The 17,601-nt window shown below is 68.0% G+C and carries 15 protein-coding genes and 1 pseudogene; 12 read left to right on the top strand and 4 right to left on the bottom strand.

What is annotated here, in order from left to right; translation table 11 throughout:
• The first annotated feature begins 14 nt into the window (after window positions 1–14).
• Both E8A74_RS04920 and E8A74_RS04915 read left to right on the top strand, forming a co-directional pair.
• Window positions 15–650, top strand: a complete 636-nt coding sequence (locus E8A74_RS04920) for a DotU family type IV/VI secretion system protein (RefSeq protein ID WP_136927741.1) — start codon at window positions 15–17, stop codon at window positions 648–650.
• The gene (locus tag E8A74_RS04915; RefSeq protein ID WP_136927740.1) at window positions 650–1,738 is read left to right on the top strand and encodes a type VI secretion system protein; all 1,089 of its coding nucleotides are present in this window, start codon (window positions 650–652) and stop codon (window positions 1,736–1,738) included. Before E8A74_RS04920 ends, E8A74_RS04915 begins: the two co-directional genes overlap by 1 nt.
• On the opposite strand, the gene E8A74_RS04910 is transcribed toward E8A74_RS04915, so the two are convergent.
• Window positions 1,735–2,607, bottom strand: a complete 873-nt coding sequence (locus E8A74_RS04910; RefSeq protein WP_136927739.1) for a DsbA family protein — start codon at window positions 2,605–2,607, stop codon at window positions 1,735–1,737. The two genes, E8A74_RS04915 and E8A74_RS04910, sit on opposite strands and share 4 nt — an antisense overlap.
• Before the next feature lie 136 nt (window positions 2,608–2,743).
• Here E8A74_RS04910 and E8A74_RS04905 point away from each other — a divergent pair, with 136 nt between their 5' ends.
• Both E8A74_RS04905 and E8A74_RS04900 read left to right on the top strand, forming a co-directional pair.
• The gene (locus E8A74_RS04905; RefSeq protein ID WP_136927738.1) at window positions 2,744–4,219 is read left to right on the top strand and encodes a YncE family protein; all 1,476 of its coding nucleotides are present in this window, start codon (window positions 2,744–2,746) and stop codon (window positions 4,217–4,219) included.
• Window positions 4,216–5,595: a YncE family protein gene (locus E8A74_RS04900; protein ID WP_136927737.1), complete on the top strand. Its 1,380-nt coding sequence runs from the start codon at window positions 4,216–4,218 to the stop codon at window positions 5,593–5,595. The genes E8A74_RS04905 and E8A74_RS04900 overlap by 4 nt, the downstream gene beginning before the upstream one ends.
• Before the next feature lie 22 nt (window positions 5,596–5,617).
• Here the strand turns inward: E8A74_RS04900 and E8A74_RS04895 are convergent, their stop codons facing one another.
• Entirely contained in the window at window positions 5,618–6,010 is a 393-nt protein-coding gene (locus E8A74_RS04895) for a RidA family protein (protein WP_136927736.1), read from the bottom strand.
• Window positions 6,011–6,067: 57 nt separating this feature from the next.
• Complete coding sequence (locus E8A74_RS04890) at window positions 6,068–6,775, bottom strand: hypothetical protein (protein WP_136927735.1); 708 nt, start codon at window positions 6,773–6,775, stop codon at window positions 6,068–6,070.
• Between the two features lie 426 nt (window positions 6,776–7,201).
• Between E8A74_RS04890 and E8A74_RS04885 the strand changes: the two genes are divergently transcribed.
• Window positions 7,202–9,910, top strand: a complete 2,709-nt coding sequence (locus E8A74_RS04885) for a M1 family metallopeptidase (RefSeq protein ID WP_136927734.1) — start codon at window positions 7,202–7,204, stop codon at window positions 9,908–9,910.
• Window positions 9,911–10,469: 559 nt separating this feature from the next.
• Here the strand turns inward: E8A74_RS04885 and E8A74_RS04880 are convergent.
• Window positions 10,470–11,345: a hypothetical protein gene (locus E8A74_RS04880; RefSeq protein WP_136927733.1), complete on the bottom strand. Its 876-nt coding sequence runs from the start codon at window positions 11,343–11,345 to the stop codon at window positions 10,470–10,472.
• Between the two features lie 220 nt (window positions 11,346–11,565).
• Between E8A74_RS04880 and E8A74_RS04875 the strand changes: the two genes are divergently transcribed.
• From E8A74_RS04875 to E8A74_RS04845, 7 genes and pseudogenes are all read left to right on the top strand, one after another.
• Window positions 11,566–12,096: a contractile injection system protein, VgrG/Pvc8 family gene (locus tag E8A74_RS04875; protein ID WP_136927732.1), complete on the top strand. Its 531-nt coding sequence runs from the start codon at window positions 11,566–11,568 to the stop codon at window positions 12,094–12,096.
• Between the two features lie 116 nt (window positions 12,097–12,212).
• A complete protein-coding gene (locus E8A74_RS04870; protein WP_136927731.1) occupies window positions 12,213–12,848 on the top strand; it encodes a hypothetical protein in 636 nt (211 codons plus the stop codon).
• Window positions 12,808–13,593: a hypothetical protein gene (locus E8A74_RS04865; protein ID WP_170228863.1), complete on the top strand. Its 786-nt coding sequence runs from the start codon at window positions 12,808–12,810 to the stop codon at window positions 13,591–13,593. Before E8A74_RS04870 ends, E8A74_RS04865 begins: the two co-directional genes overlap by 41 nt.
• 183 nt (window positions 13,594–13,776) lie before the next feature.
• Window positions 13,777–14,517 (top strand): annotated as a pseudogene (locus E8A74_RS04860) (DUF2169 domain-containing protein); the annotation flags it as partial.
• Window positions 14,514–16,217, top strand: coding sequence for a PAAR-like domain-containing protein (locus tag E8A74_RS04855; RefSeq protein ID WP_136927728.1), 1,704 nt, complete (start codon window positions 14,514–14,516; stop codon window positions 16,215–16,217). The pseudogene E8A74_RS04860 and the gene E8A74_RS04855, both read left to right, overlap by 4 nt.
• 15 nt (window positions 16,218–16,232) lie before the next feature.
• Window positions 16,233–16,733 carry an SMI1/KNR4 family protein gene (locus tag E8A74_RS04850; protein WP_232379382.1) on the top strand — a complete coding sequence of 167 codons (501 nt, stop codon included), beginning with the start codon at window positions 16,233–16,235 and terminating at the stop codon, window positions 16,731–16,733.
• Window positions 16,734–16,772: 39 nt separating this feature from the next.
• Window positions 16,773–17,510, top strand: a complete 738-nt coding sequence (locus E8A74_RS04845; protein ID WP_136927726.1) for a hypothetical protein — start codon at window positions 16,773–16,775, stop codon at window positions 17,508–17,510.
• Window positions 17,511–17,601 lie beyond the last annotated feature (91 nt).

Here is a 17,601-nt window from a genome sequence, read left to right as displayed (position 1 = left end):
TGCTCCCCGGCCGCGTGGAACGTTCGATCGGCGTGTATGGCGAGGAGCTGCTCCTCTGGATTTGCGCGGTACGCCAGTCCCCGAGGCGTCCGCCTGCGGAGCACCTGCTCCAGCAGGCAAACTCCTTGATGAACGAGCTCAAGAGCTCGAAGGCGAGCGACGAGCTGCCCGTCGTCTCGTCCGACGATGGCCAGTTCGCCATCGCCGCGATCATCGACGAGATCGCGATGAGCCTGCCGGATCTGCGCCCCCTCTGGTCGCAATACTCGCTGCAGGCCACGCGCTGGCATACGACGAACGCGGGCGTCGAGTTCTACCAGCGCCTCGATCGCGTGAAGGAAGGCCCGAAGAGCGTGCTCGCCACGTACTATGTCGTGCTTGGCCTCGGCTTCCTCGGCAGGTTCGGGTTGCCCGGCCAGGTGCAGTACGGCGCGACGCAGACGCGCATCGACGTCGCGCGGATCCTCGGCGTCGACCCGGATCGCGACTGGCACGCGGGCGCGCTGCGGCCCGTGCGCGAGGAGACGGTGCGCCCGATCGACCACCAGAACCCCTGGTGGAAATCGCTGTGGATGGCCCGCGGGATCGGGATCTTCTTCGTGGTCGTGGGCTTGATCCTGATCATCGTCTCTGCCGTCGGGGGCAAGTGATGGCGAACGAGATCGGCCCGTTCACCCAGGAGATCGACGCGCTGCTCGCGGCGATCGCGCAGAAGCACCCGAGCAAGAAGCCGCCCTACCAGGTGCCGATCTACCTCGTCGTCGGGGATCCGGGGATGGGGCGAACGACGGCGATCCGCTCGCAGTTCCTCACGTGGTCCGGCGGCGACGGGCCCTTGCCGCCCGCGTCCTCGACGCCGTTCTGCACGTACTGGATGGCCGAGGAGTGCGCGTTCATCGAGCCCGAGGGCCACGTCATGGGCCCGCGCCGCGATCCGGCGCTGCTCCAAGCGCTCTGCGAGGAGCTCTTGCGCAAGCGGCCACGCGAGCCGCTCGACGCGCTGATCCTCGTGCTCAACGTCGCGGCCTTCGCCGACCTCGACGAGGCCGGCGTGCAGGCGTACGCGAAGAACTACCGCGACGTGCTCGTGGAGATCGGCCGGCACCTCGGCGGCGACGTGCCCACGTACGTGATCCTCACCCGCTTCGACACGGTGTGGGGCTTCGCCGACGTGTTCCAGTGGACGGCCGAGCGCAAGCGCGAGGATCCGTGGGGCTTCACGCTGCACCAGGAGGTCGCGCCGCAGGACGCGCTGCCGAAGATCCGTGAAGAGATCGACGGGCTCGCCGCGCGCTTCGAAATGTTCTGCTTCGCGAAGCTCTCGGGCGAGGAGCATGTCGAGACGCGCATCCGTGCCTACCAGCACCTCGTGGAGGTGCGCGAGCTGCTCGATCGGCTCCGCATCGTCTTCGGCGTGCTCGCGATGCCGAACGCCTACGAGCGTGTGCCGTGGTTCCGCGCGATGGCCATCGGCAGCGCGGTGCCCGGCGTCGGCGATCGGCAACGCGCGGGCGTCGCGCGGTTCCAGAGCATGGGCCTCTACCCGGCCTCGATGCCCCAGGGCATGCGGCCGGGCGGGCTGCCGATCCATGCGCTCGTCAAGACGGTCACGCTGCCCGAGAAGGACCTCGTGCCGCTGCGCGTGCGCTGGCGGGATGATCTCGCGACCTTGATCCTCGCCGGCTCCGCGATCCTCGTGTGGATCGCTGCGATCATCGTCGCGGGCGTCAACCGCTAGCGCCCGCGGGCGATCTCGATCTCCATCGTGACCCACGCGTCGAGGTCGGGCTCGGGCTTGAAGAGGCCGAGGTCGAACTCGCGCCCGTTGATCAGGATGAACGGCGTGCCCATCAGGCCGGCTCGATCCGCGTCGGCTTTGTCCCGATCGATCGTCTTCGTCGCCGCCTCGGATTGCATGTCCGCGCGCAGCTTGCCCATGTCGAGCCCGAGCCCTTCGGCGATCTCGCCGATCATGGATTCGCCGAGTTTGTCCTGGTTCTCGAAGAGCGCGTGCTCCATCTCCCAGTAGCGCCCTTGCCGCTGGGCGGCGTAGGCGGCGCGGGCCGCGACCTCCGCGTGGGTGTGCCTCGGCAGCGGGTAGAACTTGTGCACGAGGCGCACGTCGTCCTCGTGTGCTGCGGCGACGCGCTCGACGATCGGCACGATCCGGCGGCACGCGGGGCACTCGAAGTCCGACCAGACCATGATCGTGACGGGCGCGGACGCCGAGCCCTTCATCGGCGAGCCGGCGACGTCGACCGCGGTCACCTTGCTCCCGAAGCGGAGCTCGTAGGCGCGCGCGGCGTCGGCGCGGCCGAGGCCGGCTTTCACGCGCTCCGTGAGGAAACGCGCGGCGGGATCGCAGGCCTTGCAAGGTCGCTTCTCGTCGAGGCAGACGGAGAGCGGCACGGCCTGGTCGGGGCAGGGCGCGATCTGCTCGTCGAGCAGCCGTTCGACGGTCTCGCGTTCACGCGGCACGAGGTCCGCCATCTCTTTGGGCCGTTGGATCTCGACGGCGCTGCCGCCGTCCGCGTGCTGGCTCCCGCCGCACGCGCTCGCGAGGAGCGCTGTGAGCAGCAGGAACGGAGAGAGGGTTCGCAGAGTCACGCCGGCATCTTACGTCCACATGCGGGCTTCGGCTCGCCTCACGGCGGCCTTTGCCCCAAACCCCATCGCTGCCTCGGGCGGATCGGCTTCGCCCCCCTCGACGCCGGGACGCGCTCGGGGTATTCACCGGCCGAACGTGCACGACGCCGCACCGCCTCCCCTGACCCCCGCCAAGACCAGCGCGCCGATCTCCGTCCGCGACGCCGGCAAGAAGCGGCTGCGGTGCCCGACGTGCCTGGAGTCCGTGGCGCCTGGGGTCGATCTCTGCCCCGAGTGTGACGAGCCCCTCGCCGGCAGCAAGAGCCTTCGCACGGGCGCGGTGACGGTGAAGGCGCCGAGCTGGCTGTCTTTGCACTGGCGTCCGCTCGTCACGGGCCTCGCGATGGCCGGCGTGCTCGCGACCGGCATCGCCCTCCGCAGCCTCGCCCCGGGCCGCTTCCTCCCGCCGAAGGCCGCCTCGCGCTCGCCGAGCGTCGTCACGCCGACCTGCACCTCGCCCTGCTGGCACGGCGAGGCTTGCCAGGTCGGCCAGTGCGTCTGGCAAAAGCCAAACGATGTCGGACACCTCGGCGAGCAACCCCTCGTGACGGGGCCCTTCGCCTTGCCGAAGGATGTCTCCGACGCCTTGCCGCTCGACGCGGATCGCTTCGCGCTCGCGCTGCTCACGGGCATCGAGGTCCACGACGCGCGCACGGGCGCGCTCGTCACGCTGGTCAGCGATGCGCCGCAGATCAAGGGCCTCTACCGCGTCGGCGAGCACCTCTACGCGACCTCGCCGCAGCGGCTCTACGTCGTCGACGCAGCGACGACGGGCCTGCAAAAGACGATCGATCTCGGCGCAATGGTCGGGCAGGTTTCGGTCGGAGCGAACGGCCGGCGCGCGCTCGTATCGTTGCCGTCGGCGCACGCGGTCGCAATCCTGGCGACGGAGTACCACGCAGAGATCGACCGCATCCATTTCGGCGACGACCCCGTGGGGCCGATGGGCGTCGACGACACGGGCACGCGTGCGCTCGGCACGACGGGCCAGGTCCCGCTGCCGGGCCTGCGGGATCCCGCGGGCGGCGCCGTGTATGCGTTTGATCCGAGCCGCCTCGCGTCGCAACAGGACCGCGTGCGCACGTCGATGCTGGGCAACCCCGTCAGCGTGCTGATGACGCCGGACGGAAGCGCGAGTTACGTCGTCCTCCGCGCCGAAGACGCGCTCGTGCCGCTCGAATGGCTGCCCTCGGGGGCGGTGCGCCGTCGCGAGCGGATCCAGACGTGCGATGAGCCCGAGCAAATCGAGCTCGTGCGTCGCGGACGCCGCGCGCTCGTGCGTTGCCACGAGGGACGCGCGCTCGAGGTCTTCGACCTCGTGAAGGGTGAGCTTGCGCGGCACATCCCGTTCAACGGGCGGGCGACCGACCTCGTGGTCACGCCCGACGGCGAGCAGGCGCTCGTGACGCTCACCGGCGACGGCGCGGGCTCGCTCGCGCTCGTGGATCTCGAGTCCTACGCGGTGAAGCTCCTTCCGCTCTCGGGCGAGCCCAAGCGCGTGCGGCTGACGCCGGACGGCCGCATGGCGCTCGTCTTCTCGGATTGGGCCAAGGTCGCGTGGGTGGTGCGATGAGCCAGCAGCGCGTCCCGTGCCCCGCCTGCAAAGCGCCGATCGTCTTCGGGGCGCACAAGTGCCGCGCGTGCAAGGCGTGGCTCGTCCCGGAGGCGCAGCCGCGCGTGCCGCGCGTGATCCTCGGCGGCATCGCGCTCGCCGGGACGCTCTTCGCCGTCGTCGTCGGTGGGCGCGAGTCCCCCGTCGGCGAGGCACCGCCGCTGACGAACCTCGATCCTGCGGGATCCAGCAGCGCCGCGGGGGCGCCGCGTCCCGGCTCGATCGGCCCCGAGATCGAGGCCGAGCCCGAGCCCACGCCCGCCGACCCGCAGAAGCGCTGGAAGACCCGCGAGATCCGCCTCGGCGACGCCCACCCGCTCGACGTCGTCTTCCACCCGAAGGGCACGAGCGTCTACGTCAGCGCCGACGACGCCACGCTGCGCGAGTACAAGCTGAAGACGGGCGAGCTCGTGCACAAGGCGTCGGTGCCGGCGCAGGGCGACGAGATCCGGATGCTCTTCGACCGGTACGTCGCCGTCCTCCGGCACGAGGACGCGGCGCGGATCCCGGTGATGGATACGTCGACGTGGGATCGGGATCCCGTGCTGCTCGACGTCGGCAAGAGCCCAGGCGAGATCGTCCCGATGCCGGACGGCCGTAGCGTCGTGGCTTCGACCATCGACGGCAAGCGCGTCGCGCGCTTCGACCTGCCGACGGGCGTGCGCCTCGCGGACATCACCTTGCCGCACGCGACGGGCCAGCTCTTCCTCGTCCGTGCCGAGAACCGCCCGTACATCGCGGCGATGGGCGCGCTTTCGCACGGCGGCCGCGCGGCGGGCGCGTGGATCGACCTCTTCGACCCGAGCGAGGAGCCCTTTGGCGCCACGCGCCGCAGCATCTTCGTCGGCCGCGAGCCGCGCACGGGCACGATCTCTCGGGATGGCGGCACGCTCTTCTTCCCGGACCGCGTCTCGAACAAGGCCGTGCTGCTCGACATCGCTGCGACCACGCAGGTCAAGTCGACGGCCGTGGGCTTGAGCCCGGAGCAGGGGTTCCTCCTGAACGACGATCGCCTCGGCGTCACGCTCGACAGCAAGGCGCGCACGGTCACGGTCGTCGACCTCGCCACGATGAAGGTCACGAGCACGCTCATGCTCGACGGCTCACCTTGCGCGGGCGCGGCCTCGCCCGACGGCCGCACGCTCTTCGTCGCGCTCGGCGGCATGGAGCGGCCTCCGAAGGGCAGCGGCGTGGCTGTCATCGCGGGCGACCCGCTCCGCATCGTCGCCACGATTCCCACGGGCCCTGGCGTCTGCGCCGTGGACGTCACGCGCGACAGCTCCCGCGCCGTCGTCGCGTCCTATTACGACAAATCGGTCCTCGTGCTCGAGCAATGAGCCGGCGGCGCGTGCGCCCGGCTCAGGCGCCCTCGACGTAGGCGTCGACCTCGATTTCCACGATCATGTCCGGCGCGATGAGCCGCCGCACCTCGACCATCGTCGCGGCGGGCGCGTGGGCGCCGACTTTCTCCTTGTGCGCGCGCCCGATCTCGGGCCAGCGCTCGATGTCGGTCACGTACATCCGCGTGCGAACCACATCCGCAAGGGATCCGCCGAGTTCCCGCAGCGCCGCCTCGATGATCTCGAAGCATCGGATCGCCTGCGCGTACGCGTCCCCCTTTCCGTGCGTCCCTCCGCCTGCTGCGACGGGCGCCGTCCCCCCCACGTACACGTGCGGCCCGACCGCCACGGCGCGGCAATACCCCACGCGTGCTTCCCACTCCGCGCCCGAGAACACCCGTCGTTTTTGCATGGCCCGGGTATACCACGGACCCGCTTCTCTACCGGCGCACCCGAGAATGGAGGCGTGTCATTGCGTCGGCGTTCTCGGCGCCAGAAGCGAACGCCAGAGTTCGCGGCTTTCGAGGTCGAAAATGGCATCGGCGACGACGTCGGGACCGTCCACCCGCAGGTGTTCGGCGAGCTGCTCCTGTTCGTCTGTGCGGAGGGGGCGTCGGAGCCGTCGCTCGACCTGGCGCGCGAACACCGCGAGCTGGCCTTGGACAACCCCCTCCTCGATCCCCATCGCCTTTCCTTCTCTGTAGATCCGGTTTTGCATGACGATCTCCCGCGACAAACAGGAGTGTACCACGTCCGCGAGTCTCCGCTGCCTCTTATCCGCACCCGCCAAGGCGACCATCGCTGCGCCGAGCTCTGCGAAGTCGCGTTCGTTCGTCCGGGCACGCAGGTCTTCCAGCACCGCCTCCAGATTGCGCGCATCCGCGTCGACGGCCAGGGGCGCGAAAATCATCCAGAACGGACTCCCGCGGCCTTCGAGTTCGGCCACGGTGCGCTGGTAGACCGGCTCGATCCGGAAACGCACCCCGCAAAACGGGGCCTGCGCCGGGGAGGTTCGGTACGCGGCGTGTGTCGGCCAGGGTTCTTCCCGACCGGACAGGACGATCACCACGCTCTCGATCGGCAGCGGCGTGCCTCGGCTCCCGCGCGCCTCGTCGGCCGCCGCGAGCGCCGTCAGGTTGTGGTATTCGAAGACGCGGAAAGCGATTTCCTCGTTCATCGTGAGTGTCCACTCTGCGTGGAGCAGCCGCCGCCCGTCGCCGACTTGCACCGAAAGCGCGCGATCGAGCCTCCGCTGGCGCCCCGTCACCTGCGTGTCCACCCATCCGAGGGGCTCGATGGGCCCGCCCGCGTCGCAGAGCGCGCGCGCCACCTCGCTGGGGAATTGCCGGGACACGTGGCGGAGCACGAGATCGACGTCGTCGTCGAGCCCCGCCTCGCCCTTCCGCTTCCTGGGCTGCATGCCCTGCCCCTGAGCGAACGACGTGCCAGGAAAAAACGCCGCTGTCGTGCATGAAAATGCCCTCATCCGGGGTGGCGGCGCCATGGCGCGGGGTGGCGGCTGCCGCGGAAACCGAACCATCGTGCTCTCGGGCGCGCCTCGTGCCACCATGCGCGCGCTTCCGCCCGCCCTCCGAGCCGAATCATGAAATCCCCTCGCTCGCTCCTCGCGCTCCTCGCCACGACTGTCGCTTGTTCCGCTGCTCCGCCGCCGCCCGCGCCGCCGCCGGAGCCCGTCGCCGCCGCCAAACCCCAGGCCGCCGCGCCCGCGGCCGACCTCCCCGCGCCTCCGACGGGCCTGCGCCTCCCGCGCGCCGTGCATCCGCTTCGTTATGCCGCGATGCTCACCCTCGTCCCGGGCGACGACGTCCTCCGCGGCGAAATCACCATCGACCTGAGCCTCGCCGAGCCCACGCGTGTCCTTTGGCTCCACGCCGAGCACCTCACTGTCGAGGAAGCGCGTATCGAGGCCGCGGCCAAGCACCTCCCGCTCCGCGTCGTGCCCACGAAAGGCGACCTCGTCGGATTCGCGCTCGACACCCCGGCGCCCGCCGGCTCGGCGCGCCTCGTCGTGAAATACCGCGGCGCGATATCGTCCCTCGACGATCACGGCGCCTTCCGCGAGGAGGCCGACGGCGTTTCGTATATCTTCTCCCATTTCGAGGCCACCGCTGCGCGTCGCGTCTTTCCTTGCATCGACGACCCGGGCGTGAAGGTCCCCTGGCAAATCTCGCTCCGCGTGCGCGAGGCCGACGTCGCCCTCTCGAATACGCCGGTGCTCGGCGAGACCAAGGAGCCGGGCGGCATGAAGCTCGTCCGTTTCGCGCCCACGCAGCCCTTGCCGAGTTACCTCGTCGCCTTCGCGGTCGGGCCCTTCGACCTCGTCGATGCGGGCACGGCCGGGAAAAACAAGATCCCGGTCCGCCTCGCCGTCCCCCGCGGCGCCGCCGGCAAAGCCTCGTTCGCGGCCAAGACCACGCCGTCGCTGCTCGGCATCCTCGAAGAGTACCTCGGATCGGCCTATCCGTACGAAAAGCTCGACGTCGTGGCCGTCCCGCGCCTCGCCTCGTTTGGCGCCATGGAAAACCCGGGGCTCATCACCTATGGCGCCCGCGGCTCGCTCGCCGCGCCGGCCGACGAGACGCCGATGTTCCGGCGTGGCTTCACCGCGACCATGGCCCACGAGCTCGCCCATCAATGGTTCGGCAACCTCGTCACCATGGACTACTGGGAGGACATCTGGCTCAACGAGGCCTTCGCCACCTGGATGGGCAGCAAGACCGTCGAGCGTTTTGCCCCGTCCTGGCACGAAGACACCCGCCGCGTCGCCTCGGCCTCGTATGCCATGGGTGAGGACGGCCTCCTCAGCGCGCGGAAAATCCGGCAGGAGATCCGCACCCAGGACGACATCGCCAATGCCTTCGACAGCATCACCTACCAGAAAGGCGCGGCCGTCCTCCGCATGTTCGAGGCCTACGTCGGCCCCGAGAAGTTCCAGCGCGGCGTCCGCCGCTACCTCGACGAGCACGCCCACGGCAATGCAAAAGCGGCCGATTTCCTGCGCGCGCTCTCCGCCGAAACCGGCCCCGAGATCGGACCCGCGTTCGCGACGTTCCTCGACCAACCCGGCGTCCCGCTCGTCAAGGCCGAGCTCTCGTGCGAAAAGGGCAAACCCCCCACCGTAAAACTCGCCCAATCGCGCTGGCTCCCAGCCGGCTCCGCGGGCGCGGCCGAATCGACCTGGCAGATCCCGGTTTGCCTCCGGTATGGAACCGGCCCCGAGGCGCGCGCCTGCACGCTCCTCACCACGAAGACGGCCGAGCTCCCGCTCGACAAGGCGAAAGCGTGCCCCGCGGCGTTTGCCCTGAAAGACGCCGGCATCGGTTATTATCACGTCGACCTCGGCAAGGACCCCCTCGCGCGCCTCCTCGGCAAGCAAGGAAAATTTCTCGGGTTGCCCGAGCGCCTCGCGCTCCTCGACGACGCCTCGGCCCTCGTCGAGAGCGGCGCCCTCGGCCCCGGCGACGTGCTCTCCCTCGTCCCGAGCGTCGTCGCCGAGCCGGAGCCTTACCTCGAACGAGGCGCCGCCATGCTCGTCGACCGCGTCCGCGACGTCCACGTCCCTGCCGACCTCCGGCCGCGCTTCGCGAATTTCGTCACCCGCACCTTCGGCAAGCGCGCCCGCGCCCTCGGGCTCCTCCCGAAGCCCGGCGAGGACGAGGCCACCACGCTCCTCCGCCCCCTCCTCGTCGCGCTCGTCGCCGATCGCGGCGAGGATCCGGCCCTGCTCGCCGAGGTCCGCGCCCTCGCCGCGCGGTTCCTCGCCGACCCGGGGGCGGCTCCGCTCGACATCGCCGGACCTGCGCTCGTCCTTGCCGCGCGGCACGGCGGCGATCGGGTGCTCTTCGACCGATTGCGCGAGGCCGCCAAGAAAGAGCGCGACGAGCGCCGCCGCGGCGCCTTCCTCGAAGCGCTCTCGAGCTTCCGGGATCAAACCCTCGTCGACGAATCCCTCGCGTTCGTGCTCGGCGGCGGCTTCGATGCACGCGAAGCCGTGTGGCTCCTCGGCCAGGACGAGCGAATGCTCGATCGATCCCTCGGATACATCGAAAAGAACTGGAGCACCCTCGTCGCGCGCATGCCGGGCGAGACGCTCGGCTACCTCCCCCTCCTGTTCCAGGGCTCCTGCGACGACACGAGCCGTACTGCCGTCGCGCGTGTCTTCGAGGGGCGCGCCTCCGAGATCGTCGGCGCTCCGCGATCCCTCGCGCAGTCCCTCGAGGCGATCTCCCTTTGCGTGGCCCAACGGCAGAAGCTCGAACCGAGCCTCCGGGCATTTCTCCAGAAATACTAGCCCGGCCCGCTTCCCCGACGGCCGACGTTTCGGCGCACGCTCCTTCCGGCAGCGCCGAAATAACATGCGCGAGAAGGGCAACCTTCGCCGAGAATGCCGGAACAACCTTCGGTTGCGGGGGACGGGGGCTGTTCCGCTGCGGAACGACCCGCGGCGCCGCGGGCCGGGGGCGGTTTGGGCGGGTAGCAGGGGCGGATTGCGGGGCAGGCGCGTCCGTCGGCGGAACAACAGGGGGCCGGCTTAACGGCGAGGGGCTGTCCCGCGGAGCCGGGGCGGGCGCGCCGCGCGCGCCGAGCTCGCTCCGGGCGCGAACCGTCGCCGAGCGGATCCCGCGGCGTCCGTTCGTTCGTGAAGCAGGAAAGCGGCGCTCCCAGCGAGCTCTGTTCTCGTCGGAGACCGCCGAGGGGCGATCGCGCCGGGCGTCGGTGGGGCGAGACTGGAGGCGGCCTGCGCCGGATAGGAGATCGATTCAGGGGCGAAACACGGGTGGGGTTCTTTGCGCGGCGGTTGTTCCAGCGATCCGAAGGAGCCTCGCTTTTGCTCCCATCCCTGCCGAGCGTTATTTTTTTGCCTGTGCCTTGAGCGCGGCGGCCTTTTCGAGCAGCGCCTTGGCCTGCGCTTCGAGCTCCTCGGCGATTTGGGCCTTGGCGAGGCGCTCCTCGTCGGCGCGCGCCTCGGCTTCGGCTTCCTCTTCGAGCTTCTTCAGGAGGGCCTGCCGTTCCTCGAGCTGCGCGGTGAGCTCCGCGATCGACGTCTTGACCTCGTCGATCGTCTCCTCCTCGTCTCGCGGCGGCTCGCTGTAGAAGAACCCCTCCGCAAAATCCCGCGGCAGGGCAGGATGTTCGAAAGGCAGCTTGGCGAGCCCGCCATGCGCCTCTTTGCGAGCGGCATTGACCTTGTCGATAAATTGCTTGCGATGGCCCACGTCGCGGAAATTGCGATTGGACGATTGTGCGCTCTTGCGTTGGTTCTCGGCGTCCTCCCCCGCCGCGACGAGCATCTCGGCCTCGGGCGCCATGGCGATGAGCGCGGGCACGCCGCATTTCGCGAGCGTCTCGGCCCAATCGCTCATGCTGGCGAGTTGCCCGCCGAGGACCGGCCGTCGGAACTTCGCGAGCGGTTTATTCTTGAAGAGCGCGGTGCGGAGCTGCTTGCGGGTATTGCCGCTCGTCGACTCGTCGACGGTGCGGGAGACGCGGCCGGCGAAACCATCCAGCCCCCCGTCTGCCTTATCGACGGCGGCCTGCGCCTGCGCGAGGATATCGAGCATATCGATTTCCTCGAGAAGGATGAGCTTCCAGTCGTCTCGTAGCGCCTGGAAGCCGGGCACATAACCTACGGCCAGCGGCTCCTCCTTCGCGCGGGAGAGCGTGTATTGCAGCTCCCTCAAGAGTGTGAAAAGGCCGATACGATAGGCGATGATGCGGGCTGCCATGGCGCGGAGCGTAGTCGAGGTCGCATGGAGGTTGTCAAGGAGATTCGTAAGGGAGGGCGCTGGCGGGCCTCCACGGACAGGGTAGGTCCTACCTTGCCTGCGAATTTCGTTGCGCAGATCAGCGCTTGCTGGGTACGAGGATCGCCAAGAACAACGCAGGCCCGCACACAGCGCCACGGGGGTGGTTTGGTGTTGCCTGCGCTAACGGAAGGGTCCTTCCATGGCCTGGCTTCCATCGATCCGCCCTCCGGGCGGGGCGCTCTCGCTCGCCCTGGACTCACAGATCACGCTCGATGTCCGGCAATTTTCGATCTCGGAGGGAATGTCAAACTTTTTCTCCGTCAACCTGGAGGCGTTCTCCACCGACGCGGCCCTGGTCTTCGACGAGGTGGTCGGCCAACGGGCCCGCTTCACGATCCGGCGCGGCGCGGAGGAGCGCACGTGGAGCGGTATCTGCCGCGGTGCGCGCCTGCTCCGCGTCGAGGAAGACGGGCTCTCCACCTACGAGCTCGCGCTCGTCCCGATGTTGTGGCTCCTGTCGCAGCGCGTGAACCGCCGCATTTTTCAGCACATCTCCGAGCCAGAAATCGCGACCCGTCTTCTCGACGAGTGGCAGCTCCCCCATGAGCTTCGGTTGTCGGAGACGTACAAGCTGCGTGAATACCGGACCCAATACGACGAATCGGAGCACGCATTTTGGAGCCGGCCGCGAGCCGACGCGCGCGCAGGAGCGCACATGGAGCGGCATTAGCCGCGGAGCACGGCTGATCCGCGTCACCTTGACAGGCGTCCGGCATCTCTGCTCACATCCAGGAAATGAGACGTCCCTCCTTTCGAGCCATCGTCTCCCTGGGTCTCGGCGTGTGCATGACGCTCTCCTTCATGCCGCTCGGCTGCTCCTCGGCCAGAATCCATTATCACCCTTCAATACCCGAGGACCGACCGCGCATCCCCAAGGGTACCGCAGACCGCATCCGGGAATGCGTGGATGAACTCAGCGGCACCATCGAGCCCGGATACTACTCGCTCGACGCCGCGGTGAAAGTCGACCCAGACGGGCATGTCTTGGAAGTGGAGACGACGGGCCAGCCCAATCCGGATGTCGGGATATGCGTGCGGATCGCCCTGCGAGGGATGAGGTTGTCCGGGGAGATCTTCGACAGGGACGTCTTGCGTACGTCCGCGTCGGGCAGCGGGCGGGCGACGCCGGATCGGGGGCAGGTGGGGGAGGTCGTGACCATCGTTGTCGTGACGGTCGTCTTCACCGAGGTCATCATCGAAGCCTTCGCGATCACCGTCGCAGTGGCGGTTACGGCGACGGCGACGGCAGGGGCGGCGAAGCGGGCCAAGCGGGAGAAAATGTGTATGCCGTTGCTGCACGAATGTCTGGGAAATAAGAACCACCCAAATCCGGACTTTGGCCCCGAAAAGGATTGTGGAGCATGCTACCGATATTGCATGAATGAAGGATCTTGGCCGGAAGACAAGTGTCCTCGCCCGTAAGATCATGACGACCATGGCCCATGGAAAGCGACTCATGACGCGTTCACTGCCAAAGGACTGTTTTTACTGTCGCGACAAAGAGGCGACCGCGCAATACGTTCACGCGGGGATTGATGAGGCGGTTTGTTCGAGCTGCCTGAAGCGGCTGACGGCTAGGGACGCGCTCGAAGATCGTCTCATGGAAATCGTAACCTTGGAGTCACAGGGGCGATATGATGATGCGCTCGCTTGTCTGACTGCGATCTTCGAAGCGAACCGTCATCTCGACGATGACCAGTGGCTCGAGAGGAGCATCGCGATGCATCGCTGTGCGATTTTTGTCGACGCAGGGCGGTTCACCGAGGCGGAACAGGCTTGTCGAGCCTGGGCTGCGCTTGGATTCGACACCGTGGATTTGCGATGGTTGCAGGCCTCATACCTCGCGCAGGCGCTCGATGCGCTCGGGCGGTCGCGCGAGGCTTTGGCCGTACTGGAGGAGGCGCTCGGCCATCGTGACCCCAGATATCTACCTCGTGCGCGGGGTCTCCTGCGACAGTTGGCAGAGCTGTCCGAGGAGCTCGGCGAGATGGTCGCCCCAGAATGGCGGCACCTCGCCGAAGCCGTGGCGAGACGTTTTCGCGTGGAGTTACCGGTAGCCGATACGCTAGCCGCTTCCATCATTGAACTGGCGAACGCCACCAGGGACTTGCGACCGGCGTCCCTCGATGAATGGGAAAAGGGAGAAGGCAAAGGCGGCGGTCCCTGAATGCATCCATCTGCGAGAGGGGCGCCCGCCGAGCAGTACGGCGCGACGGTCGAGCGCGGCGACACGTCGTCGGCGCCAATACGGCCGACCAGGAGGAGCTGGGTCCTCCGGAACGAGCACGCTTGGCACCGCTGCGGATCGAGGAGCGGGGTTTACCACTCATCGCCGTGAGCGGCATACGCGCCGGGCGGCCAGCGCGCAGCCGCATGGCGTGCGGGCGTGCGCGTGGGAGCTATGCGGAAGTACGTGACCGTTACGGGGCCGCGCGCCTGGGTGCATACGCCGCTGCTCGGTTGGTCCCTTACGCAGACTGTTCCCACGCGAAGCGTAGACTTGCCGTATGAATTCGCGTTCGGGGGCGAGGGATTCGAGGCGAACCCCGTGGGGATCGGCGTGCTCGATACGCAAAGTTTCGCAGCTCAGAGGATGATCCCGGCGCCGCGTATCCTGACAGCCGACGGGCGCGCGCCGAGGTTTGGCGAGCCCTACCCCGTGGAAGGCTTCGGGGCTCTCGCGAGGACATGGAACCCCCGCAAGGCATTCGGAGGCACCCCAGGTGCCGCGCCGCTCGATCTGATGCAATGGCCGGATGGCTTCGATATGCGCTTCTTCTGCGCGGCACCCCCCGATCTCGTCGGCGATGGCTTTCTACGGGGACACGAGGAGGCGCGCCTCCTCGCGCTCCACCCTGCTCATGCCGAATTTGCCTTCCGATTGCCGTCTCTCCTCGTCGCCGTCGGCGCCGTGCATGCCTCCGGCTTCCGCCACGGCTCCCCCGCGCGCCTCGATACCATCGTCATCGACGCCGACGTGATGCGCGTCGAACTCACGTGGCGCGCGACGATGCCTGTCTACAAAGGCGGCATCGAGAGCCTGCACGTCGCGATGCGCCCGCTCGACAACAACGTCGCAGGGGCTCCATGAGCGGCGAATGGGCGCGCAAGGGCCCCGAGGCTTACGTCGTCTCGATCGTCCCCGATTACTGCTGGACCCCGTCCGGCTCCGCGATGGTCCTCGTGCCCTACACGATCATCGGCCGCCTGGAGACAGCCGAGGGGACGGACCCCAACCACCTCATTTGCGGCAAAGAAGCCTTCACGACGGCGAGCCGCATTCCGCACGTGGAGGGGAACGAGGTCGGGATTGGGGGCGGCGTGATCTCGGGCGTGAACAGGGGTTATTGCCGCCCGGTCGGGCACAGTACCACCGCAATGGCCGGCGATCATTGGCTCGTCCGCGAGGGCGACCTCTTCGCCATGAATTGCGATGGCCCCGATGGACCGGCGAACACCTATGGCATCCTCGTCATCGCGAATGAAGCGGCCGTCGCGCCGAGCGTGAGCCTCGCGAGCGTCACGAATACGGCGACGGATCCGGCGACGGGCGTGGTCACGGTCGAGAGGTCCGAGACGAGTGAGGATCCAGAGACGGGCGCAGTCACGGAGCTGCGTGAGCGGACCGTCATCGATCCGGCGACGCGCCGCACCGAGGTGCAGCGGGTCGAGATCACGACGAACCCCGACGGGTCGAAGACGTACAAGGCGAGCGCGGGGGCATTCGATCCGGCGAGCAAGCAATACGAATGGAAGACGTCCACCGGGAGTTTGCCCGAGGCGGAGGTGGACCCGGACGGCGTGTCGATCGACGAGAACGGGCGGCTCTACCTCGCCGACGACGGGGAGGGGTTCGTCCCGTCCGACGAGCTGGACCGGGTCGACGAGATCGCCGATGATGACCCGGAGGTCTTGGCAGACCCCGAGGTCAAGGCCGCGCTGGAGGAGGAGGCGGCGTGCAAGGCGGAGCTGGAGAAGACCAACGAGGCGATTGCGTGGGAGGGCTTCAAGGCCGGCGTGGACTTGGCCGGGATCGTGGACCCTACGCCGGTCGCGGACCTCACGGGCGCGGGGCTGGCGCTGGCCGATGGGGATTGGCTCGGGGCCGGGCTTTCGGTGGTCTCGGCGGTGGTGCCGTACGTCGGGGACCTCGCGGGGAAGGGAATCAAGGCGGCGCGGGCGGCGAAGGCGCTGGCGAAGCTGGATCGGTTGCTGTTGAAGTGGCAAGCGCATCTCGCGAATGCGGCGGCCGCGGCGAGGAAGGCGAAGCAGGCGGCGAAGAAGCGGATCGCGAGGAAGAGAGGCGGCGGGGTTTGGGCGAATGCGCCGAAGAATCCGGGGGATGGGGGGTTTGCGCCGGGCGGTGGGGGGCCGAAGAAACCGACGGGTGGAAACGGGGGCGGTGGGGGCCCGAAGAAGCCGCGGAAGCCAAATCAGCCGGACCGCACGAAGTGGGAGCAGAACGGCGGGTCGGTCCGGGACGATCCGGATGGGACGACGACGTTCCGGCGGAAGGATGGAGTGGAGGTGACGTATGATAAAGATGGGTTCCCGGATTTCTCGCGGTACAGACATCCGGAGGTGAAGGACGTGCAGATTGAGTTTACGGGGAGCCAGCGGAGAGACAATAGGGCTGCGGACGAAGCCGCGGGGATCACCGAAAAGATGAGGAAGGAAGAAGAATACATCTGGCATCACCATCAAGACGGGAAAACGATGCAGTTGATCAAGAAAGATGTGCATCAGGAATTCTATCACACCGGCGGCATGTCGGGGACACGAGCACGCTAAAGGGAGAACGTGACGATGCGAATAGAGGAACCGAATCCGTTTGGCGCTACGTCTCGCGAGGCAATCGCCCAATTCGAGGCACGCTGGGGCGTGCTACTGCCCATCGAATACAAGCAGTTTCTGCTTTCATCGAATGGTGGATGGCCGACCCCCAATGTGTTCGAGGTCCCAGGCTGGCATGGTCAGGGATCTGTGCTGGACGCATTCTACGGGATTCATGACGGCCGAAAGACCGAGCGGCTCGATCGTGCATTAGAGGTGTACGACGAGCGCATCCCCCCCGACCTGATACCCATCGCTGACGACGCAGGCGGAAATGTCGTCTGCATCGGTTGGAAGGGCAAACGTCGCGGCAAGATCTACTTCTGGGACCACGAGGACGAGCTGGATGAGAATGGGTTGTTCGTAACGGACTACCGAAACGTGTACCTCGTTGCGAAGAGCCTCCAGGAGTTCCTTGATAGCCTCATGACCCATGAAGAGGCGGATAAGAGGGACCAAGCAAAGGGGAAGTAAAAGAACTCGCGCGGCAACCATTGAGGCCGGAGACTTCCGATGCCCGACACCCTGATTCCCACGACCGCTGCCGACACCCCGACCGTCTACCCCTCGGAACCTGAGCCCGACGACGCGTCGCCGTGGCTCACGTGGATCCCTGCGCCCGATTACTGGAACGCCTCCCCCACGATGTTCCTCCCCCCTCCAAAGCCGGCGCCACCCGTGCCGATCCCGGAGGGCGTCATCCTGATCCCGACGGAGCTGCTACCGCCGCCCGCCCTCGCTCATGGTCCCCGTGCGCCGTCCGCGATCCCGCCGCCGCAGTTCGTGGGGCCTGTCGCGGACGTCGCTCCCGAGCCGCCCGTGTCCGTCCCTGCCCCTGCGCCCGCGCTTGCTCCCGCCATCGTGCCCACGCCGCTCCCGCTCGACGCCTTCCCCCTCGAACGGTGCGCCCGGCTCGACGCGGCGCTTGCGCTCGACCCCGCGGCGGAGCCGAACATCCTCGAACAGCATCACCTCGACCTCGCGACATGGCGCGCGCTGCGCCAGCACTGGCAAGGCGCACTCAGGGCCGCGATCCGCGGCGGCGATCTCGCCCCCCTCCGAGCGTACGACGATGCCTTTGTCGGGGAGTTGGAGCGCGTTCGTGGAACCGTTACGCCAGAGCAACACGCAAGCCTGACGCGCGCCAACGAGCGGGGCGCGCGGGCCGAAGCGCTCGCCGCGCTTGGCCTGCCTGCCGCCGCCATCCTGCCCGTCGAGCGCGTGATGCTTCGACGAGCTGCGCGCGTGTGAGCCCGGGAGTTCGTCGCGGGAGCCATGTCCTTCGTCTTGACATTCGGGTTTGTCCGCATTAGGAGGTATTTCGAAAGCCGACGCGGCGTCA

The organism is Polyangium fumosum (assembly GCF_005144585.1).
Taxonomy (GTDB): Bacteria; Myxococcota_A; Polyangia; order Polyangiales; family Polyangiaceae; genus Polyangium; species Polyangium fumosum.
Note: the sequence above shows the minus strand (reverse complement) of the source record. Positions and strands in the feature narration are given on the sequence as shown.